Origin of the sequence: Serratia sp. CY38905, assembly GCF_052168875.1 — a bacterium.
GTDB lineage: Bacteria > Pseudomonadota > Gammaproteobacteria > Enterobacterales > Enterobacteriaceae > Serratia > Serratia sarumanii.
On record NZ_JBJNLV010000006.1, the window covers coordinates 169,747 to 190,740 of the forward strand.

22 protein-coding genes and 1 riboswitch are annotated in these 20,994 nt (G+C 61.8%); of the genes, 4 read left to right on the forward strand and 18 right to left on the reverse strand.

The window, feature by feature from the left end; translation table 11 throughout:
• Positions 1-76: 76 nt before the first annotated feature.
• Positions 77-173: riboswitch (TPP riboswitch) on the forward strand.
• Positions 174-208: 35 nt separating this feature from the next.
• From thiM to ACJ8MK_RS15270, 3 genes are all read left to right on the forward strand, one after another.
• Entirely contained in the window at positions 209-1,000 is a 792-nt protein-coding gene (gene thiM / locus ACJ8MK_RS15260; RefSeq protein WP_041036301.1) for a hydroxyethylthiazole kinase, read from the forward strand.
• Positions 1,000-1,800, forward strand: a complete 801-nt coding sequence (gene thiD, locus ACJ8MK_RS15265) for a bifunctional hydroxymethylpyrimidine kinase/phosphomethylpyrimidine kinase (protein ID WP_033648851.1) — start codon at positions 1,000-1,002, stop codon at positions 1,798-1,800. The genes thiM and thiD overlap by 1 nt, the downstream gene beginning before the upstream one ends.
• Before the next feature lie 84 nt (positions 1,801-1,884).
• A complete protein-coding gene (locus ACJ8MK_RS15270) occupies positions 1,885-2,343 on the forward strand; it encodes an inhibitor of vertebrate lysozyme family protein (RefSeq protein ID WP_442517871.1) in 459 nt (152 codons plus the stop codon).
• Positions 2,344-2,382: 39 nt separating this feature from the next.
• Here ACJ8MK_RS15270 and gutQ read toward each other — a convergent pair whose 3' ends face one another.
• From gutQ to ACJ8MK_RS15360, 18 genes are all read right to left on the reverse strand, one after another.
• Positions 2,383-3,354 carry an arabinose-5-phosphate isomerase GutQ gene (gutQ, locus tag ACJ8MK_RS15275; protein WP_016926691.1) on the reverse strand — a complete coding sequence of 324 codons (972 nt, stop codon included), beginning with the start codon at positions 3,352-3,354 and terminating at the stop codon, positions 2,383-2,385.
• The gene (srlR, locus tag ACJ8MK_RS15280; RefSeq protein ID WP_033635559.1) at positions 3,347-4,120 is read right to left on the reverse strand and encodes a glucitol operon DNA-binding transcriptional repressor SrlR; all 774 of its coding nucleotides are present in this window, start codon (positions 4,118-4,120) and stop codon (positions 3,347-3,349) included. The genes gutQ and srlR overlap by 8 nt, the downstream gene beginning before the upstream one ends.
• Before the next feature lie 83 nt (positions 4,121-4,203).
• Complete coding sequence (gene gutM / locus ACJ8MK_RS15285) at positions 4,204-4,560, reverse strand: transcriptional regulator GutM (RefSeq protein ID WP_039568478.1); 357 nt, start codon at positions 4,558-4,560, stop codon at positions 4,204-4,206.
• Positions 4,561-4,606: 46 nt separating this feature from the next.
• A complete protein-coding gene (srlD, locus tag ACJ8MK_RS15290; protein WP_033648848.1) occupies positions 4,607-5,386 on the reverse strand; it encodes a sorbitol-6-phosphate dehydrogenase in 780 nt (259 codons plus the stop codon).
• Positions 5,387-5,396: 10 nt separating this feature from the next.
• Positions 5,397-5,759, reverse strand: a complete 363-nt coding sequence (srlB, locus tag ACJ8MK_RS15295; RefSeq protein WP_021504438.1) for a PTS glucitol/sorbitol transporter subunit IIA — start codon at positions 5,757-5,759, stop codon at positions 5,397-5,399.
• A gap of 22 nt (positions 5,760-5,781) precedes the next feature.
• On the reverse strand, positions 5,782-6,762 hold the full coding sequence (srlE, locus tag ACJ8MK_RS15300; RefSeq protein WP_101427224.1) for a PTS glucitol/sorbitol transporter subunit IIB: 981 nt from the start codon (positions 6,760-6,762) through the stop codon (positions 5,782-5,784).
• A 15-nt stretch (positions 6,763-6,777) separates the two neighbouring features.
• Positions 6,778-7,326 (reverse strand): PTS glucitol/sorbitol transporter subunit IIC, encoded by a 549-nt coding sequence (gene srlA / locus ACJ8MK_RS15305; protein WP_004941528.1) that lies wholly within the window; start codon positions 7,324-7,326, stop codon positions 6,778-6,780.
• A gap of 259 nt (positions 7,327-7,585) precedes the next feature.
• Positions 7,586-8,113 carry a hypothetical protein gene (locus tag ACJ8MK_RS15310; protein WP_033648847.1) on the reverse strand — a complete coding sequence of 176 codons (528 nt, stop codon included), beginning with the start codon at positions 8,111-8,113 and terminating at the stop codon, positions 7,586-7,588.
• Positions 8,114-8,450: 337 nt separating this feature from the next.
• Positions 8,451-9,500, reverse strand: coding sequence for a class I fructose-bisphosphate aldolase (fbaB, locus tag ACJ8MK_RS15315; protein ID WP_033635553.1), 1,050 nt, complete (start codon positions 9,498-9,500; stop codon positions 8,451-8,453).
• Positions 9,501-9,706: 206 nt separating this feature from the next.
• Positions 9,707-10,393 carry a GntR family transcriptional regulator gene (locus tag ACJ8MK_RS15320; protein ID WP_033635552.1) on the reverse strand — a complete coding sequence of 229 codons (687 nt, stop codon included), beginning with the start codon at positions 10,391-10,393 and terminating at the stop codon, positions 9,707-9,709.
• Positions 10,394-10,491: 98 nt separating this feature from the next.
• Positions 10,492-11,823, reverse strand: a complete 1,332-nt coding sequence (locus ACJ8MK_RS15325) for an MFS transporter (protein ID WP_101427223.1) — start codon at positions 11,821-11,823, stop codon at positions 10,492-10,494.
• Positions 11,804-13,309: a mannitol dehydrogenase family protein gene (locus ACJ8MK_RS15330; RefSeq protein WP_101427222.1), complete on the reverse strand. Its 1,506-nt coding sequence runs from the start codon at positions 13,307-13,309 to the stop codon at positions 11,804-11,806. Before ACJ8MK_RS15330 ends, ACJ8MK_RS15325 begins: the two co-directional genes overlap by 20 nt.
• Positions 13,310-13,361: 52 nt before the next feature.
• Positions 13,362-14,651: an MFS transporter gene (locus ACJ8MK_RS15335; RefSeq protein WP_049194884.1), complete on the reverse strand. Its 1,290-nt coding sequence runs from the start codon at positions 14,649-14,651 to the stop codon at positions 13,362-13,364.
• A 91-nt stretch (positions 14,652-14,742) separates the two neighbouring features.
• Entirely contained in the window at positions 14,743-15,759 is a 1,017-nt protein-coding gene (locus ACJ8MK_RS15340) for a Zn-dependent oxidoreductase (RefSeq protein ID WP_080281311.1), read from the reverse strand.
• A gap of 5 nt (positions 15,760-15,764) precedes the next feature.
• Positions 15,765-16,979 (reverse strand): D-mannonate dehydratase ManD, encoded by a 1,215-nt coding sequence (gene manD, locus ACJ8MK_RS15345; protein ID WP_049213350.1) that lies wholly within the window; start codon positions 16,977-16,979, stop codon positions 15,765-15,767.
• 166 nt (positions 16,980-17,145) lie between these two features.
• A complete protein-coding gene (gene yegS / locus ACJ8MK_RS15350) occupies positions 17,146-18,051 on the reverse strand; it encodes a lipid kinase YegS (protein ID WP_033635546.1) in 906 nt (301 codons plus the stop codon).
• 466 nt (positions 18,052-18,517) lie between these two features.
• Complete coding sequence (gene trhP / locus ACJ8MK_RS15355) at positions 18,518-19,870, reverse strand: prephenate-dependent tRNA uridine(34) hydroxylase TrhP (RefSeq protein ID WP_033635545.1); 1,353 nt, start codon at positions 19,868-19,870, stop codon at positions 18,518-18,520.
• Between the two features lie 180 nt (positions 19,871-20,050).
• Positions 20,051-20,389, reverse strand: a complete 339-nt coding sequence (locus ACJ8MK_RS15360) for a YegP family protein (RefSeq protein WP_033648841.1) — start codon at positions 20,387-20,389, stop codon at positions 20,051-20,053.
• A 339-nt stretch (positions 20,390-20,728) separates the two neighbouring features.
• Here ACJ8MK_RS15360 and ACJ8MK_RS15365 point away from each other — a divergent pair, with 339 nt between their 5' ends.
• Positions 20,729-20,992 carry an antitoxin gene (locus ACJ8MK_RS15365; protein ID WP_004941563.1) on the forward strand — a complete coding sequence of 88 codons (264 nt, stop codon included), beginning with the start codon at positions 20,729-20,731 and terminating at the stop codon, positions 20,990-20,992.
• Positions 20,993-20,994 lie beyond the last annotated feature (2 nt).

Sequence of the window (20,994 nt, forward strand, 5' to 3'; positions counted from 1 at the left end):
TTCGCTTGTTTGTCCGCGCCGCCACTGGCATGATCCCCTGCAGGGATTAACGCAACGTTGATCACAACCTATTGATTTTCATGACTCGGGGTGCCCTTCTACGTGAAGGCTGAGAAATACCCGTATTACCTGATCTGGATAATGCCAGCGTAGGGAAGTCACGGCCGCCCAGCCGGCGCCGCCTTCTTGAACGCCGGTTGGGAGGAATATGATCGCTCGACCTGATGCACTACCTGGCGCGCGCGCCGCGGCCTGTCTGACCCAATTCCAACAGCGGCCTCCGCTGATCCACTGCCTGACCAACGAAGTGGTGCAATCGCTGACCGCCAACGTGCTATTGGCGCTCGGTGCCTCCCCGGCGATGGTGGTGGAGCCGCAAGAGGCGGCGCAGTTCAGCGCGCTGGCCGACGGCCTGCTGATCAACGTCGGTACCCTCAATGCGCTGCGCGCCGAATCGATGCGGGCGGCGGTGGCCGCCGCCAATCAGGCCGGCAAGCCCTGGACGCTGGATCCGGTGGCGGTCGGCGCGCTCTCCTACCGCACCGCCTTTGCTAAACAGCTGCTGGACGAGAAACCGGCGGCGATACGCGGCAACGCCTCGGAAATCATGGCGCTCAGCGGGTTGCTGGCCAGCGGCCGCGGCGTGGACAGCGGCGACGATTCGCTGGCGGCATTGCCCGCCGCGCGTGAGCTGGCGCAGCGCAGCGGCGCGGTGGTGGCGGTCACCGGCGCGGTGGATTACGTCACCGACGGCCAACGCGATTGGGCGATCGAAGGCGGTTCCCCGCTGATGACGCGGGTGGTGGGCACCGGCTGCGCGCTGTCGGCGGTCGTGGCAGCGTTTTGCGCCCTGCCGGGCGATCGCCTGGACAACGTGGCGACCGCCTGCCGGGTGATGTCCCACTGCGGCGGCCTCGCGGCCAGACAGGCCACCGGGCCGGGCAGCTTTACGCCGGCGTTCCTCGACGCCCTGTATCAGCTGCGCGGGGAGGATCTGTGATGAAACGCATTAACGCCCTGACCATCGCTGGCACCGATCCCAGCGGCGGCGCCGGCATTCAGGCCGATTTGAAGGCTTTCTCGGCGCTCGGCGCCTACGGCACCTCGGTGATCACCGCGCTGGTGGCGCAGAATACCCGCGGCGTGCAGTCGGTGTATTACATCGATCCGGCGTTCGTCGCCGCGCAGCTGGACTCGGTGTTCAGCGACGTGCGCATCGACAGCGTCAAGATCGGCATGCTGGCCAACGCCGACATTGTGCAGGCGGTGGCCGAACGGCTGCGCCATTACCGGCCGGAGTTCGTGGTGCTGGACACCGTGATGCTGGCGAAAAGCGGCGATCCGTTGTTGGCGCCGGAGGCGGTGGCGTCTATTCGGCGCGAGCTGTTGCCGCTGGTGTCGATCATTACGCCGAACCTGCCGGAAGCGGCGGCGCTGCTGGCGTGCGCGCCGGCGGAAGATGAAGCGCAGATGCGCGAGCAGGGGCGGGCGCTGCTGGCGATGGGCTGCCGGGCGGTGCTGATGAAGGGCGGCCACCTGAGCGAAAGCGAGAGCCCGGACTGGCTGTTTACTGCCGAAGGCGAGCAGCGCTTTACCGCGCCGCGCGTCGCCACCCGCCACACCCACGGCACCGGTTGCACGCTCTCGGCCGCGCTGGCGGCGCTGCGCCCGCGCCATGCCGACTGGGCGGCTACGGTAGCCGCCGCCAAGGACTACCTGCAACAAGCGCTGCAACAGGCGGACACGCTGGAAGTGGGGCACGGCATCGGGCCGGTGCATCATTTCCACGCCTGGTGGTGAGTCAACTTTTTGCCGCAACCGTGGTCTGACTAGTTCAGGCCCGGTTTGACGGGCGAAATCTGATTTAACCTAGGGAGAAGGACTATGACGGGACACCAGGCGCTGCTTTGCGCCCTCTTCGGCGCACTGCTCAGCTTCAGCGCGGGCAGCTTTGCTCAGCAGATCGTCACCACGTCGGATTTGATTCAGCAGCCGGGGTATCAGGCCAGCTGGCAAAACATGGTGAAAGGCCAGGCGCGGATGCCGGGCTGGGCGCGTAAGGGCGTCGGCACCTCGACGCCGGCGCAGAACCTGAGCTGGAAGGGCAAAGAGTATCTGGTCGGCAACCTGTGCAAGCCGCACGACTGCGGCAACAACTTTTTGATCGTGGCGTTCAGCGCGGACAAATCCCAGGCCTGGGGCGTGCGAGTGGCGGTGGAAGACCGGCCGGAAGCCGTCGACCATCCGAAGAAATACGCCAAGTATCAGTGGCTCGGCAAGCCGGATGATGACATGAAAGCGCTGCTGAAGCAGCAGTTCGAGAACAATCCCGACTGGAAATGATCTGACCGGGGGCGCCGGTGACGGCGCCCCCGGCGTTGATCAGCCGATGCCGGCCTGATGCAGATCGTGCAGGTTGAGCGCCCCTACCAGCACGCCGTCCATATCGACCACCGGGGCCGCGCTGATGTGCTGTTCGTGCAGCGCTTCCAGCGCCTCGCCGGCGCGCCACTGCTCCGGCAGCCGATAGCCCGGGCGGGTGATTGCCGGGCTGAGCGGATCCTGCAGGCTGTTGCCCTTCACCAGCCAGCGGCGCAGGTCGCCGTCGGTAAACACGCCCACCACCCGTTGTTGCGCGTCGCAGACCGCCACTAACCCGAGCCCGGTGCGGCTCAGCTCCAGCATCGCTTCCATCACGTTGGCGCTTTCGCTCACGCGCGGCAGGCGATCGCCGGTGCGCATCAGGTGATGCACGCGGTTCAGCAGGCGCGCCCCCAGGCTACCGCCCGGGTGCGAGCGGGCGAAATCTTCCGCGTTGAAACCGCGCTGGCGCATCAGCGCCATCGCCAGGGCATCGCCCATCATCAGGGTGTTGACCGCGCTGGAGGTCGGCGCCAGCCCCATCGGGCAGGCTTCGCGCTCGACGCCGATATCCAGCACGCAGGCGGCGGCCTGCGCCAGCGGCGACTCTTTGCCGCCGGTGACGGCGATCACCGGAATGCCGTTCTCCGCCAGCAGCGGCAGGATCAGATCCAGCTCTTTGGCGCGGCCGGAGTAGGAGATGAACACCACCACGTCGTCGGCGCCGATCATGCCGAGATCGCCGTGCAGCGCCTCCGCCGGGTGCACGAAGAACGACGGCGTGCCGGTGCTGGCCAGCGACGCGGCGATTTTCTTGCCGATATGGCCGGATTTGCCGATGCCGGAAATCACCGCTTTGCCACGGCAGTTCAGCAGCAGTTCGCAGGCGCAGACGAAGTTGTCGTCCAGGCGCGCCAGCAGGCGTTGCGCTTCGGTCAGCTCGATCTCCAGCGTTTCGCGGGCGAAGGCGAGCAGGGCGTTGGCGTTACTCATCGGGGTCTCCTACCAGAAGGATATTGATGCCTTTCGCCTGCAGCGCGGCGAGGTAATCGGGGTTGATGTCTCGGTCGGTGATCAGCGTGTCGACGGCGCTGAGTTCGCACACCACGTTCGGGCTCTTGCGGCCGAATTTCGAGGAGTCTACCAACAGAATAATGCGGCCGGCGGCTTCGCACATCGCTTTGCTGACGTTGTGCACTTCGTTGAAGGTGGTGACGCCGGCGTTGAGATCGACGCCGTCCGCGCCGATAAACAGCTTGTCGAAGCTGAACTGCTGAAACGCCGATTCGGCCAGGCTGCCGTGGAACGAGGCCGATTTTTTGCGGTAGGTGCCGCCGGGCATCAGGATGGTCTGATCGTTGTCCAGCTCCACCAGCGCGTTGACGATGGTCAGGCTGTTGGTCATCACCGTGATGTTATTGAACTGCGCCAGGTGCGGCACCATCTGCAGCACCGTGCTGCCGGCGTCGAAGATCAGCGAGTCGCCGTCGGCGATCAGCGCCACGGCGGCGCTGGCGATGTGGCGTTTTTTCTCGGTGTTGATATGGGTTTTGCGGTCGATCGGCTGATCGCCGTCGTCGCGGCTGAGCACCACGCCGCCGTAGGTGCGGATCACCTCGCCTTCTTCTTCCAGCAGGGTGAGATCCTTGCGGATGGTGGTGCCGGTGGTGGAGAAATGCTCGGCCAGGGCATCCACTGCCGTTTTGCCGTGCCGCTGCAGATATTCAAGGATAGCGGCCTGCCGCTGCTTTGGTTTCATCGCGATTCCCGTTCACAAGAGTTGGGCATTTCCCCTCGCTGAATAATTCACTATGAAAGGTAATGTCTTTTAATGTGAAAATATCACGATTTGGGTTCAATCGCTAACGTTAGTGCAGACTGGCATGCGCGATCCTCGGGGAAGATCACATCCGGGCGCAAATCCCGCTGATGCAAACCGTGCAATCGAGGCAGCGGGCGGGGCCGGGCGAAAACGGTCAGGCCGCGCAGCAACAGGCTGCCGCACACCCGTCGCTCGGCGTCGAAGGCCAGCGCCAGCACCACTCGCGGGCGGAAACGGCCGCCGGAACGGCCGACGCCGACGGCGCCCAGCCGGCACAGGCCGTCGAAGGCGCGGTTGAAGCGCTGCAGTTGCCACCAGCCAAAGGCGATTTGCAGCAGCCAGGCCAGCAGCGCGAAGGCGATCAGAGCTTGAGTCATGGGGTTCTCCTTAGGCCCCCTTTCGCCGAAGGGGGCGTCGATGGCGTCAGAACATCACCTGGCCGCCGGTGATGTTGATCGATTGGCCGGTGCAGTAAGAGGCCTTGTCGCTGGCGTAGAACAGCAGGGTGTTCAGCACGTCCTGGTAGTCGCAGCCGCGCTTCAGCGGCACCTTGTCGATGTAGTACTGCTCCACCTGGTCCGGCGCGATGCCCAGTTTTTGTGCGTACTGCGGCAGCAGCGACTGGAACATCGGCGACTTCAGCAGGTTGCCGAGCATCAGCGAATGCACGGTAATGCCGTACTCCGCCAGATCGAGTGCCAGCGACTGCGTCAGCCCCACGCCGCCGAACTTGGCGGCGCTGTAGCCGGAGTTGTGCTTGCTGCCGACCTTGCCGGACTTGGAGTTGATCTGAATGATGCGCCCGGCGATGCCGTCGCGGATCATCAGGCGCGAGAACTCGCGGGCGCAGAGGAAATAACCCACCAGGTTCACCTGCAGCGAGCGATCGAAGTCGCCCAGCGGAAAATCGGTGATCGGTGCCGCCTTGGCGATGCCGGCGCTGTACACCAGCAGGTTGGCCTGGCCGAACGCCCGGTCAACCGCCGCCGCCAGCGCGATCACGCTCTGCTCGTCGGTGGCGTCGGCCTGAAAACCACAGGCGCTGCCTGCGCCAAACGCTTCGTTGATCTGCTGTGCCACCTGATTGGCGTTGTCGGCGTTCAGATCGGCCACCGCTACCCGATAACCGGCCTGCGCCAGCCCGTGGGACAAAAAGGCGCCTAACGTTTGGCCGCCGCCAATCACTACAGCTACTTCAGACATGGTCTACTCCTTATGCGATAAATGACAGCGTGCTGCCCAACGGGATATCGGTCGGCGTCGGGCCGGATACGTGGATCGAGCCGGGGAATTCGGCTTCGGCTTCGCCGTCGAAGCGCACGGTGATGTGGCCCAGCTCGCGCAGATTCTGCGTGGCGACGCTGCCGACGGCGGTGATGGCGTAGCGCCGCTGCGCCAGTTCCATCACGCCGCCGACCTGCAGCTCGCCGGCGGTCGCGCCGTGGCGGTGGATGAAGCAGAACTCTTCGATATCCGCCGGCGCGCCTTCACGGAAGGTGATCAGCATGTTGTCCAGCAACGCGTCGCGGGCGCAGCCGCCGATCTGCGTGATGGTGGTGTGAAAAATGGTGTGCATAAACGTCTCCCTGGAAATCAGCTTATTGATAAATGAAGGCCGAGGCGGCCCAGGCGATCAACACCGTCGGCGCGCCGGTCAGGAAGCGGCCGACCAGCACCGAAGGCACACCGACCCGCACGGTGTCCTGCTTGGCTTCCGCCAGCGACAGGCCGACCGGAATGAAGTCGCAGGCGGCCTGCGCGTTGATGGCGAACAGCGCGGGCAGCGCCAGCTGCGGCGGAATATGGCCGAGGCCGATCTGCACCCCGACCAGCACGCCGATCACCTGGGCGATGACCGCGCCGGGGCCGAGGAACGGCGACAGCAGCGGGAATGAGCAGATCAGCGCCAGCGTCACCAGGCCGATCGGGCTGTTGGCCAGCGGCGTCAGGCCGTGAGCGATAAAGTCCCCGAGGCCGGAGGCCATGATGATGCCGATCAAGGCCGAGACGAACGCCATAAACGGCAGGATGGTCTTCAGCACGGTGTCGATGGTGTCGCGCCCGGCCTGGAAGAACACCGCCACCACCGATCCCATGCCCATGCCGACCTTCGCCAGCAGCCCGTCGCTTTGCTCGGTGATCTTCTTGCTGGTGTCGTAGTCGCGCGCCTTGGGCTGCGCTGCAACGGTGGCGGCGGGTTGGCTATCTGCCGCTTCGATTCGGCTGATGTTGTGGTCGCGCACGCCGGAGACATAGATGTCTTCGAGGATAAACTGCGCCAGCGGGCCGGACTGGCCGGTGGCGTGGATGTTGACCGTCGGAATGCGGCGTTTCGGATACAGGCCGCAGCGCAGGGTGCCGCCGCAGTCGATCACCGCCACCCCGATCTCTTCCGCCGGCGGTTCACCTTCTTTGAAGCCGTCGACGGCCGGCCAGCCAGTCAATTCGCTGAGGCGATCGACGATCGAAGGTCGGGTGCCGGCGGTGATGTACACCACTTTCTTGCCGGGCTCTATCGGCAGCTCCAGGGGGCCGCCCCAGCCGCTGGCGCCTTTTTCAATACGGATATAAGCACTCATGCTGCACTCCACGAATTAAAGTTGCACCTGGCGATCCAGACGGATGCCCATCTTGCGTTCGAACAGGCTGGTGGTGAGATCGGTGACCCAGCCGCGGAAGAAGTTGGTGAACAGCCCCACCAGGAAATAGCTCACCGCCAGCGGGCCGAGCGGCAGGCCGAGGGTGGTCAGGCCGCTGGCGATGCCGAGGTAAACGAACAGTTCGCCCGGATTGATGTGCGGGAACAGGCCGTTCATCGAGTGGCAGCTGTAGGAGGCCGCCGCGTAGTAGCTCGGCTTGTATTTCTCCGGCATGAAGCGCCCCAGGCTGAGGGTCATCGGGTTGCAGAAGACAAAGGTGCCGATCAGCGGCAGCAGCAGATAACGCGACACGGGGTTGCCCGCGCAGCGCTGCGCCAATCGTTCGATACGTTCCTGGCCAACAAATTTGATCAGCGCGTTCATGATAACCAACAGGCTGATCAACAAAGGTAAAATGCCGGTCACCATGCCGACAAACACTTCACCGCCTTTCTGAAACAGGCCGATAAACCACTCGGCGCCGTGGGTGATTAGCTCAATCATTATGTTCTCCTGTAATGGACTGATATGGCCTGGAGCGAACGGCGGCTCTGTCGCCATGGGCCTTACAGTAGTCACTTTGTTGGGCCATTTGTTTTAAATAGATCACAATTTGAAAGATAAATATTTTATTTTGAAAGTTTAAGATGAAAGAAAGAGAAGGTCTGTGGCATAAGGGGGAGAGAGCGGGAACAAAAAAGCCCGGCGAACCGGGCTTTGGGTAGGGGGGTATACGGAAATCGCCGTTGTTAGCGTGTTTCTGTTACTGCTCGAGAATCTTTTGTATTGTCTCTACGGAAGCACCGTTTCTTTCGGCCGTTTGGGCCAGTTCTTGCTTTTGTTTGTCTTTTTCAGCGATTGCCATATCTTTGGCGGCGGCTATCGCGGCCAGGAAAATTTCTTTTTCCGTCGCGGTGAGCGGGCCTTGTAGTCTGGCTTCGCAGACGCGATACAACGTATCGCGGATAAAATTTACCGTGGTCGTGCGCCGAGCCAGATCGACTACGGCGGTGCTGAACTCTGCATCGCCACTGACTTTTTGAATTTGTTCCGTGCTCATTTCAGCTTTCAGCGCGGCAATAACGGACTGCGCGACATCAGGCGGTGGAGCCACGCAGTACTTGATATTTGAGTCTGCGGGAATATAAATGGCGCTGCTTCTTGTTGAGTCATAGTCAAACCAATACGTTTCTCCAGGTTTCAACTCATGCCTAGAGGCCGGAGATTTAAATAGCGCGCAAGACGATAGCGAAAGGATGAGCAGGGAGATGATTACAATATTGACTTTCATGATGGCACCACCATAAAAATGTGGGTTAACTAGCGTAAAATTTAGTCAAAAGTCCATAAATAACAATGAACTATAATAATTATTAATGCGCTAAGTTTTTGTGTTTTCGGAAAAGGTGGGGAATTTGAAATTTGATAAGGTTAACTTTCAATCTTTAATGATTTATGTCGTTCTCTTTCGCATATTTGGAATAAAAAAAGCCCAGGGGGATTAAATAAAAACCAGCTCTTATTTTTGCTCATAAAATACATTCGGTTGCATTATTTCCTTGTCAAGACCTCCCTCGATGCATAAAAAAGCCCGGCGAACCGGGCTTGGGGACAGGTGGTCCGTCACATCAGGCGATGGTGACCTTCTTGTCCAGGTAGGCGTCTTGCACGGCGTTGATCAGCGCCACGCCGTCTTTCATCGATTTCTTGAACGCCTTGCGCCCCAGGATCAGGCCCATGCCGCCGGCGCGTTTGTTGATCACCGCGGTGCGCACCGATTCCTGCAGATCGTTCTCACCGGCGGCGCCGCCGGAGTTGATCAGCCCGGCGCGGCCCATGTAGCAGTTGGCCAGCTGGTAGCGCACCAGATCGATCGGGTGATCGGTGGTCAGCTTGGTGTAGACGCGATCGTCGGTATAGCCGAATTTCACCGCGCGGTAGCCGCCGTTGTTTTCCGCCATTTTCTGTTTGACGATGTCGGCGCCGATGGTGGCGGCGATGTGGTTGGCCTGGCCGGTCAGATCGGCGCTGGAGTGGTAGTCCACGCCGTCCTTGTTGAATGCCGGGTTGCGCAGATAGGCCCACAACACGGTGACCATGCCCAGCTCATGCGCGCGCTCGAAGGCGATCGAGATCTCTTCGATCTGGCGGCGCGATTGCTCGGAGCCGAAGTAAATGGTGGCGCCGACCGCCACCGCGCCCATGTTGAACGCCTGCTCGACGCTGGCGTACAGGGTCTGGTCGTACTGGGTCGGGTAGCTCAGCGTTTCGTTGTGGTTGAGTTTGACCAGGAACGGAATTTTATGCGCGTAGCGGCGCGATACCGACGCCAGCACGCCGTAGGTGGAAGCGACGCAGTTACAGCCGGCTTCAATCGCCAGCTCGACGATGTTCTTCGGATCGAAATACAGCGGGTTGGCGGCGAACGAGGCGGCGGCGGAGTGCTCGATGCCCTGATCGACCGGCAGGATCGACAGGTAGCCGGTGCCGGCCAGGCGGCCGTGGTTGAACAGGGTTTGCATAGAACGCAGCACGCTGTTGGGACGGTTGTTATCGATCATTACGCGGTCGACGAAGTCGTCGCCCGGCAGGTAGAGATTCTCGGCGGGGATAGTGGTACAGCGGTGTTGCAGCAGATCTTCCGCTTCCTTTCCTAGCAACTGCACAATATCAGTCATGATTCACTCCCGATTAAGCTTCTTCATACACCGGCAATGCAAGGGTTTTTGACCACCGGCGCAGTAAAAAAGCGGTGATTGAAGCTGTAAAGCGATACTACCGAACTGGATCCGGCAAGGACAAACAATAGATGCGATTGAGAGGAAATGCCATTTGCGAGGCCAAATACGCGGGGACGATCGCCCCCGGCGCGCTAAACGATTGATTATTCGATCTCGAACCACTCGGTGTTTTGCTGGGCGATTGGGGTGATGGAGTAGATCATCTCCTGCAGGTGATCGTGGATGGCGCGCTCCGCCGCCTCGGCATCGCGCGCTTTCAGCGCCTCGTAGATGCGGTAGTGCTGCTTGATCAGGCTCTCCGGCGGCGAGACTTCGCTCAGGCTGAGGAAACGCACCCGATCCATGGTGGCTTTGATGGTTTCGATGGTCTCCCACGCCAGCGGGCAGTCGGCGAACTGGGTCAGCAGCTGGTGGAATTCGTCGTCCAGCGCCAGAAACTCGCGCGTTTGCCCGTTCTGCGCCGCCAGCGCCTGGCGGTGCAGGTTATGCTCCAGCGTCATCAGCTGCGCCGGGGTGGCGCGCTCGGCCGCGCGGCGCACGATGGCGCATTCCACCGCCTGGCGGATAAAGCGCCCGTCGGCCACGCGCTTGGCGGAGATTTTCATCACGAAGGTGCCGCGTTGCGGCAGGATCTGCACCAGGCCGGCCTCCGCCAGCTTGATGAAGGCTTCGCGCACCGGCTGGCGCGAAACGCAAAAGCGCGTAGAAATCTCTTTCTCGGACAACAGGGTGCCGGGGGGGATGGTGCAGTCGACGATATCCTTGCGCAGGAAGCGATAGATCTGTTGGTTGACCGGGACGTTGTTGGTGAGACTGTACGTTTCAGACATGGCGACAATCAGGCATCTGGCTGGAATTCGAATGCCACCATACTAGCAGATTATTGGTTGAGGGCGGGTGGATAAATCCACCCGCCGGGTAGGGTAACTCAGTGATGCCAATCCTGATATTCCTGCTTGCGCCGCCCAGGGGCGGTTTCCGGCATCAGGCTCAGGCCGATGGCCGACACCACGCCCAGCACCATCATGTAACCCGCCAGCCCGTAGTAGTGGCCGCCGGTCACCTGCAGGATCTTCACCGCCAGCAGCCCGAGAATGCCGCTGCCGATCAGCGATCCGATCTGCCAGATCAGCGCGATGCCGCTGCAGCGCACGCGGGTGGGGAACAGCTCCGGGAAGTAGGAGGCCTGCGGCGCGTAGCACATGCTGTGGCCGAAGGTCAGCACCACGATCATGGCGATCTGCGTCACCCAGAAATTATCGAGGTTGATCGCCATAAAGAACGGCACGATGCACACCACCTGCAGCAGCGCGCCGGCGATGTACACCGGTTTTCGCCCAACCCGATCGGAGAGGCGGCCCATCAGCGGAATGGCGAAAATCTCCAGCAGCACCGCCACGATCATCGCCTCCAGCAGAATGCTTTCGTTGAGGTGGTTGGCTTTGCCGTAGGCCAGCACGATCACCGTGAACATGGCGAAGGCGCAGGCTTCAATCAGCTTGGCGCACACCCCTTTGCCGATAAGGCCGGGATAGCGGCGGGCTACTTCCACCACCGGCCGGCTCTCCACCGCCTTGGTGGCACGGATTTGGGTAAACACCGGCGACTCGTCGATCTTCAGGCGAATAAACAGCCCGACAATCACCAGCAGCAGGCTGAGCAGGAACGGAATGCGCCAGCCCCAGTCCAGCATCTGCGCCGGCGACAACACGGCGGTCAGCAGCGCGAACAGCCCGGATGGCAGCAGGAAACCGGCGGGCGCGCCGATCTGTACCCAGCTGGCGTAGAAACCGCGCCGCGGCGGCGGCGCGTATTCGGCGGTCATCAGCACCGCGCCGGCCTGTTCACCGCCGACGCCGAAGCCCTGCAGCACGCGGATAAAGATCAGCGCGAGCGGCGCCCAGATGCCGATCTGCTCATAGGTGGGCAGCAGGCCGATGCAGAAGGTGCCGAGGCCGACGATCAGGATGGTGATCACTAGCGCCTTCTTGCGGCCGACCTTGTCGCCGATGTGGCCGAACACGATGCCGCCCAGCGGACGCGCCAGGAAACCGACCGCGTAGGTGGCGAAGGCCGCCAGCGTGCTGATCAGCGGATCGGCGCTGGGGAAAAACAGCTGGCCGAAGAACAGCACCGCGGCGGTGCCGTAGGCGAAGAAATCATAATATTCGGCGGCGGTGCCGATGGCCGAAGCGCTGGCGACGCGCCGCAGCAGCGGTTGATTGCCGGTATTGACGGCGTTATGCGTGGTGACGGTCATCGGAAACCCCCCGGTCGGTAAGCGGCAGAGCGGCGACGGCGGCTTTGGCCCCCAGGCTCAGCAGTTGATGATAAGCGTGGCTGACGGCGCGGACGAAGTCAGGCGAGTCGGGCAGATCCTGGCCGAAGACGCTGTCGAGCTGCAGCAGCGCCAGGACGCGGGGCCGGCCTTCCTCGCTGCCGGCGACCAACGCGGCGAGGCGTTCGCGTAGCGGATCGCTGATGTCGATCGGCGCGCCTTGCTCATCGCGGCCGCCGACGTAGCGCATCCAGCCGGCGACGCCCAGCGCCAGGCAGTCGAAGCGGCTACCGCGCGCCAGATGCCAGCGGATCGCGTCCAGCAGCCGCTGCGGCAGCTTTTGCGTGCCGTCCATGGCGATCTGTGCGGTGCGGTGCTTCAACGCGCGGTTGCGGTAACGCCGCAGCAGCGAATCGGCATACTGCGCCAAATCGACGTTCGGCACCTGCAGGGTCGGTGCCTGTTCCGCCAGCATCAGGTGACGGGCGGCGCGGACAAAATCCGCGTCCTGCATGCAGTCGCCGATGTGCTGATAACCGGCCAAATAGCCGAGGTAGGCGAGGAACGAATGGCTGCCGTTCAGCATGCGCAGCTTCATCTCCTCGTACGGCAGCACGTCGCTCACCAGCTCGGCGCCGACTTTTTCCCAGGCCGGGCGCCCCTGGGGAAAGCGATCCTCAATGACCCACTGGCTGAACGGCTCGCAGGCCACGCCGACCTCATCCTCGACGCCGCCCAGGCAGGCAAACAGCTGCCCGCGGGCTTCCTGCGTCATCGCCGGCACGATGCGATCTACCATGGTGGAAGGGAAGGCGACCTCTTGACGCACCCAGTCGGCCAGCGCCGGATCCTGCCGCTGCGCCAGGTCGAGCAGCACCTGGCGCGTGACCCGGCCGTTGGCCGGCATATTGTCGCAGGACATCACGGCGAACGGCGGCAGCCCGCGTTCGCGGCGCAGGCGCAGCGCCGCCAACAGCAGCCCCGGCGCCGACTGTGGCTGCGCCGGGTGAGCGATATCATGCGCGATCGCCGGGTGTTCCGCCATCAGCCGGCCGCTGGCAGGGTGGTGGCAATAGCCCTTTTCGCTGATGGTCAGCGAGACGATAGCGATCTCAGGCTGCGTCAGGGCCGCCAGCACCGCCGCCAGCCCGTCGGTTTGCAGGTGCAGCGCCTGGCGCACCACGCCGATGACCCGGCCCCGCAAGCCGTCGTCGTCCATCTCCGCCACCGAGAACAGCAGATCCTGTTGCTGCAGGTCGGCGATCTTTTGCTGGCCGTGCTGCATGCTGATTTCGCAGTAGCCCCAGTCGCTGCCGTGCTCGCTGGCCAGCCTGTCGGCGTACATCGCCTGGTGCGCGCGGTGAAACGCGCCGAAGCCGATATGCGCCATGCGCGGTTTCACGCGCTCACGTGCGTAGCCGGGCCGGAGAACGGCGGCCGGCAGCGCGCTGTGGTCGGAAAGTCTCATGTTCAATGTCCCTGGAGAGGTAAGCAAAGGGGCGAAGCCGCCCCGCCTGGCGTTATGGTTTTAAGATTTGCACGCCCGCCGTTGCGCGCGGCGCCTTGATCACCAGCAGCACCAGCAGCGCGCCCAGCGCGGCGACGCCGCCCGCCAGCATAAAGGCGCTGTCGAATTTGCCGGTGTTCTGCACGATGTAGCCGGTGACGATCGGCCCGATGATGCCGGAGACGCTGCCGATCAAATGAATGAACCCGCTGGCGCCGCCGACCCGGGATTTATGCACCACGTCCTGGATGATCGCCCAGTAGAGAGCGCCGGTGATGTAAAGGAAGAAGATCGACACCGACATCAGCATCACCGCCGGCACCACGCTGCTGACGGTGCCCGCCAACGCCACGCACACCGCCGCCGCCAGCAGGCTGGTGACCAGCACGATCTTGCGCGACAGCAGCAATTTGCCGGTGATGTTGAAGATCTTGTCGGAAATATAGCCGCCGAGCGCCAGCCCGACGAAGCCGACGATCCACGGGATCATCGTGGTCAGGCTCATCTCTTTGATGTTCAGGTTGTGCGCCTGCACCAGATACGAGGGGAACCAGCTCAGGAAGAAGAACAGAATGTAGTTGTAGCAGAAGAAGGCGAAGGCGGTGACCAGAATGATCGGCTGCTTCAGGTAGTAACCCAGCCCGTGCGCGGCGTCGCTCAGCGCGCTTTCCTCGCCGAGGTTTTCCTGTTTCAGCCGCGCGATCAGCGCCCGTTCTTCGGCGCTGACGCGCTGGCTTTTCGCCGGGTTATCCGCCACCACGAAGAACCACACCAGCATCCAGACGATGCCGATGGCGCAGATGATCATAAACGCCGGTCGCCAGCCGAACGCCAGCGCCAGATAGCCGACGATCGGCCCGGCCACCGCGCCGCCCAAAGGCGAACCGGCGCTGAGCAGGCCCATGGCGGTCGCCGCCTGCTTCTTCGGGAACCAGCCGTTGATCATCTTGTTGGCCGAGGCGCAGATCGGCCCTTCGGCCATGCCGAACAGGACGCGCAGGATCAGCATCGAGTAAAAACCGGTGGCGATCGCCGTCATGCCGCAGAAGATAGACCACAGACCGACCGCCACGCCCAGCACCAGCGTCGGGCCGAAACGGTCGACCGCCAGCCCGCCGACGAAGTTGAAGATGGCGTAGCCGAAGAAGAAGCTGCCGAAAATCAGGCCGAACTGTTCGGCGTTCAGCATCAGATCCTGTTCGATCATTGGCACGGTGATCGACAGCGCCACGCGGTCGAGGTAGTTGATCATGTAGACCATGAACAGCAGGAACACGATGGTCCAACGCAGGTTTTTAAACATAAAGCGCTCCACTGGGTGTCGTTTTAATCGTGATGCTTCGTTGTTTGCACGGGCGGCGGGTGCCGCCCAATGCCCCGATGCTGCCTTGGCGTTACTCGAACTGCAGCAGCACCTTGCAGCAGGTGCGCTGATCCCGCTCGAACATCAGCATCGCCCGTTCGACGTCGGCGGCGGGCACGCAGTGGGTGAGCAGCCGCTGCGGGTCTAGCTTGCCGTCCGCCATCCAGCCGATCACCTGCGGGAAGCGCGCGCTGTTCAGGCGCGAGGAGAAGATCGACAGCTCCTTGCTGGTGATGCTCTGCTGGGTCAGGGTGCAGGCGTCGCCGGAAAAGCCCATGATGCCGATGCGCGCCGCCGGCGAGGCCAGATTGATCGCCTCCGGCAAAATGGCGGGGTGGCAGGCGGCATCGACGATCAGCGTCGGCTGAATGCCGCGCTGCTGCAGCATCTGCGGCAATGCGGCCTCGGCGTTGTTGAACGTCTCGTCGGCGCCGTTGGCACGCGCCATGTCCAGCCGCTCGGCGATGCGATCGACGACCCACACCTGCTTGACGCCGTACACGCCTTTCAGCGTCTGGATCACCGTGAGCCCCATCGGCCCGGCGCCGTAGATCAGCGCGATGTCGTCGGGGCGCGGTTGCAGATGGGCGGTAATGTTGGCGGCGATGCTGAAGGGTTCGATCATCGCGGCGTGGCGATCGCTGATGGTGGGCGGAATCGGATAGGCGTTGCGCGCCGGCACGCAGGCGTAGTCGCTGAAGCCGCCGTCGCGGTGCACGCCGATCACCTGCAGCGAGGTGCAGACGTTGGGGCGGCCGACCGAACAGGGATAGCAGTGGCCGCAGCTCACCACCGGATCTACCGAGACGCGTTCACCGAGGCGCGCTGGATCGACGCCTTTGCCCAGCGCATCGATCAGGCCGAAGAACTCGTGGCCGATCACCCGCGGATAGCGGGCGAACGGGTTATGGCCGTGATAGATATGGACGTCGGAGCCGCAGATGCCGGCGAATTTCACCTTGACCCGCACCTCGCCGGCCGCCGGCTGCGGCAGCGCGCGCGTCTGCAGCGCCAGGCGCCCGGGCTGTTCGATCACGACGCTGCGCATGGTGTTTACCAGTTCCATAAGGTGCCATCCTCCAGACGCGCGACCGGCAGGTAGGCCGGTTCATACGGGTAACGGGCCGCCAGCTTCTCATCGAACTCGATGCCGATGCCCGGCTTGTCGCCCGGATGCATATAGCCGTCGTCGAACGTCCAACTGTGCGGGAACACCTCGAGCATTTGCTCGGAATAGCCCATGTATTCCTGCACGCCGAAATTCGGCACCCACAGATCGAAATGCAGCGCCGCCGCCATGCAGATTGGCGACAGATCGGAAGGGCCGTGGGAGCCGGTGCGCACCTGATACAGCGAGGCGAAGTCGGCGATGCGCCGCATGCCGGTGATGCCGCCCGCGTGCGTCAGGGTGGTGCGGATGTAGTCGATCAGCTGTTCTTCGATCAGCTGTTTGCAGTCCCAGATGCTGTTGAACACCTCGCCGACGGCGATCGGCGTGACGGTATGCTGGCGGATCAGGCGGAAACAGGCCTGATTTTCCGCCGGCGTCGGATCTTCCATCCAGAACAGGCGATACGGTTCGGCGCTTTTGCCGAAGCGCGCCGCTTCGATCGGCGTCAGGCGGTGGTGCATGTCGTGCAGCAGATGTTCGTTGAAGCCGAACCTGTTGCGCACCGCGTCGAACAGTTTGGGGGTGAAATCGAGGTATTTTTCCGTCGACCACAGCTGCTCTTCCGGCCAGTCGCCCTTGGTGGCCGGCTCATAGGCCTGGCCTTTGCCCTTGGCCATGCCGTAGGTGGTTTTCATACCCGGCACGCCGCATTGAACGCGGATCGCCTTGAAGCCTTGTTCTTTATGTTTGGCGTAGTCGTCGAGCACCTCGTCGATCGAGTGGCCGGTGGTGTGGCAATACACCATCACACCAGAGCGCGAGGCGCCGCCCAACAGCTGATACAGCGGCATGTTGGCGGCCTTGGCCTTGATGTCCCACAGCGCCATGTCGACAGCGGAAATGGCCGACATGGTCACCGGGCCGCGCCGCCAGTAAGCGCCTTTGTAGAAGAATTGCCAGAGGTCTTCGATCCGCTGCGCGTCGCGGCCGATCAGCTGCGGGCAGAGGTGATCTTTCAGGTAAGAGGCCACCGACAGTTCGCGCCCGTTTAGCGTGGCGTCACCGAGGCCGACGATGCCGTCATCGGTGGTGATTTTCAGCGTGACAAAATTGCGCCCCGGGCAGGTGACGAACACCTCGGCGTTGACGATTTTCATAACCTTCACATCCTGTAGCTGCGGAGAGATAGCGCGAAAATACGTCATGAACTAACTACCATACAAGTATTATTTGGTGAATTTGCCGGAGAGGATCACATTTGATCGCGAGCGGAAGCGGGTAAACGGGGGAAGAAACGGGGCGCAGCGGCTGCGCCCGACAAGGTCAGCCCAGCAGGGCGCAGTTAGGCGGCAGGCGGCATTCGATGGCCTGCGGCAGCACTTCGATGCGGAAATGGCGACCCTTGAGCGGTTCGCCGTCGAGGTTGAAGGTCATCTCATGCGGCGCGTCGATCTCGAGCCACGGCAGCGCCGCGCTGAGGATGCTGTTGCTCTCTTCGTCGTTGAACAGGGCGGCGACCAGCGCCGGCAGCAGCTCATCGGCGATCAGCAGGCGCAGCTGCAGCAGGCCGTCGTTGATCAGCGCGCTGGGGCACAGCTCCTGGCCGCCGCCGGCCTGTTTGCCGTTGCCGATGCCGATCACCAGCGCCTCGCCGGCCCAGCGGAAGTCCGGCCCACGGATTTCACAGCGGTCGGCCTGCAGCGTATCCATGCGCAGCAAGCCGTGCACGAAGTAGGACACGCCGCCGAGAGCCGCCTTCAGCTTCTCCGGCGTTTCGGTGGTGATGCGGGTGCCGAAGCCGCCGGTGGCCATGTTGATGAAGTAGCGCTCGCCGTTGACCTTCGCCAGATCGATCGGCACCGAGCGGCCCTTGATCGCCAGCTGCAGCGCCTGTTCCGGCGAAGGGGGGATGTTGCAGGCCATGGCGAAGTCGTTGGCGGTGCCGAGCGGCAGGATGCCCAGCGCCGGCCGGTTGTGCGCCGGCAGTTGCACCAGCGCGGCGGCCACTTCGTTGATGGTGCCGTCACCGCCGCCGGCGACGACGGTGCCGACGCCGAGCTGCGTGGCTTCTGCGACATAGCGCGCGGCGTCGCCGTGCTCCCAGGTCACGCGCACGTGCAGCGTGATTTGCTCTGCGCGCAGGCGTTTGACCGCCTGACGCAGCTCTTCGTTACCGGCGCCTTTGCCGTTGATGATAAGCAGGGCGGGCGCATGTGAGTGTTGAGGCATTGCCGATATCCTCCGGCGGAAAACCAAGAATGCCTCAAGATAAACCAGCTGCCGCCACCAGGCCATCAGAATATTCAGCTAATTCTGGTTATTTCCCGGCGTTCAGTGAATAAGAAACAAGGCGAATTTATCTGAATTTTACCCGGAAATAAGCCAGGTTTTAAAGACGAGAGGATTAATCGCTGTAGCGTTATTTATATATCGAAGCGGCGTGATTATTATTATTAAAACGGATAACGGGAATAAGTTATGGAAATCGGCGCGGCGAAAAAAATAGGCGCACCCATAAAGAAAAAGCCAGCCCAAGGGAGATTGGGCCGGCTAAGGAGGTGGTTCCTAGTATTGCTATGCAAATATTTTCGTTGTTCGTTTTAAGCAGCGTGATAGTAACCAAGCTGCGCGCACATTGATGTGATCCAATTCTAATATTTGCTAAAAATCGCCGCCGAATGACGGCGATTCATTTTTATGCCCCGGCGCTATTTTCTTCCGCCAAATTGCGGATCAGCAACGCATAATTGAGATCGATATCCTGCGGGATCGGCAAATAAACGATATGGCCGTTGCCCGGCGCCACCTCAATCGGCTCGCCTTTCTTATTTTGCATGCTCTCGAGGGTGAACACCACGTTGCCGCCCGGCGTCATCATCTCGACGCTGTCGCCGAGCGCGAACTTATTCTTCACGTCGACTTCCGCCCAGCCATCGCGGCGCACGCCGGTGAATTCGCCGACGAACTGCTGGCGCTCGGAGAGCGAGGAGCCGTAGTCGTAATTCTGCTGCGCTTCGTGCACGTGGCGGCGCAGGAAGCCTTCGGTGTAGCCACGGTGCGCCAGGCCTTCCAGCGTGGTAAGCAGAGTCGGATCGAAGGGTTTGCCGGCGGCCGCGTCGTCGATGGCGCGGCGGTAGACCTGGGCGGTGCGGGCGCAGTAGTAGAAGGATTTGGTGCGGCCTTCGATCTTCAGCGAGTGCACGCCGAGCTGCGTCAGACGTTCCACGTGCTGGATGGCGCGCAGATCCTTGGAGTTCATGATATAGGTGCCGTGTTCGTCTTCGAAGGCGCTCATATATTCGCCTGGCTTTTGCGCCTCAGACAGCATGAACACCTTGTCGGTCGGCGCGCCGATGCCCAACGTCGGCTCGACGGTTTGCACCGGGATCGGCTCGTGCAGGTGCACGATATTGCCGGTGTCGTCCTCTTTGCCTTCCTCCGCTTTGTACTGCCAGCGGCAGGCGTTGGTGCAGGTGCCCTGGTTGGGATCGCGCTTGTTGATGTAGCCGGACAGCAGGCAGCGGCCGGAGTAGGCCATGCACAGCGCGCCATGCACGAAGATCTCCAGCTCCATGTCCGGCACTTCGGCGCGGATCTCGGCGATCTCTTCCAGCGACAGTTCGCGCGAGAGGATCACGCGGGTCAGGCCCATTTGCTGCCAGAACTTCACCGTCGCCCAATTAACGGCGTTGGCCTGCACCGACAGGTGGATGTCCATCTGCGGGAAGGCTTCGCGCACCATCATGATAAGGCCGGGATCGGACATGATCAGCGCATCCGGGCCCATATCGATAACCGGCTTCAGATCGCGCAGGAAGGTTTTCAGCTTGGCGTTGTGCGGGGCGATGTTTACCACCACGTAGAATTTTTTGCCCAGCGCATGGGCTTCATTGATGCCCTGCGCCAGATTCTCGTGGTTGAACTCGTTGTTGCGCACCCGCAGGCTGTAGCGCGGCTGGCCGGCGTAAACCGCATCGGCGCCGTACGCGAAGGCGTAACGCATGTTTTTCAGCGTTCCGGCCGGGGAGAGAAGTTCCGGTGTAAACATAGTGTGTCTCGGTCTGATTTCAGGTCAGCACCACGCCACCTGATGGCGCAGTAAAAGCGGGGAATTGTAGCCGCAGCGCGGCAAGAAATCAGCAGTTAACCGGATTTATTCAGGGGAGATTGATCTTGGTCAAACGGAAAATGCGCGGCGGCGGGCCACCGCGCGGGAGAAAGGGAAAGATCAGGCGCTCAAATCGCGGATATCGGTGGTCGGGCCGTTTTTCATCACCGACTGGATACCGTTTTTGGCGGCGCTTTCGGAGCTGTACATTTCGCTGACGCCGATCACCTGATGGTTCTTTGCCTTCAGCACAAAATAGGGCTGATTGCTGGTGCTGTGCTTCAGTTCGTACTGCGCTTCGTGCGGTGAATTGGTCTGCACCGAAGCGATGCCGTTCTCCGCCGAGGCTTTGCTGGCGTACATTTCGCTGGCCAGAATGCTCTCGCCGTTACTGGCTTTCAGGTTGAAGTGGTACTGCCCGTTCTTTGCTTTTTTCAGCTCATAATGACCGATTGCCATGGTTCTTCTCCTGTAGGTTCCGATTCGTGATGTAAGTGTAGCCAATCGCTTGAAAATCGGCGGCTAAACCTCACAGCAGCTTAGTCGAAAAAATGCGCAGTTTTTTTGCGCCGGCGCGGAGTTTTCATTCGGTGAACCTGGCGCCGCACGGGAAGCTAAGGGAAGGCGCGGTGATTGCGCAGTGCGCCGCATAACAAGGGGAACAGGGTTTCACCCCGTGAGATTGTGCGTTACGGTTTGGCCGTTTCGTCAATATGGATGAAAAATGAGCGATACATCTTGGCATCGACACGCTACAGGCATATGCTTTGGCCTATGCCTGCTGTGGAGGTTGTCGAGATGGAAAGAATCGCAAAGCTGTTTAAAAACGGCAGAAATCAGGCGGTGAGGTTACCGGTGGAATTTGAATTTGATACGGATCGTGTCTATATCCGTCGCGATCGGGAGGGCAACGTGATTTTATCCAAATATCCGGCAAAGCCGGACAGCTGGGCACCGCTGCTGAGCATTATCGCCCAAACGCCGGTGCCGCAAGAGTTTCTTGGCGCGGAAGATCGTCAGCAAGGGGTTGCAGACCGCGATCCATTCTCAGAGGAAGAGTAGGC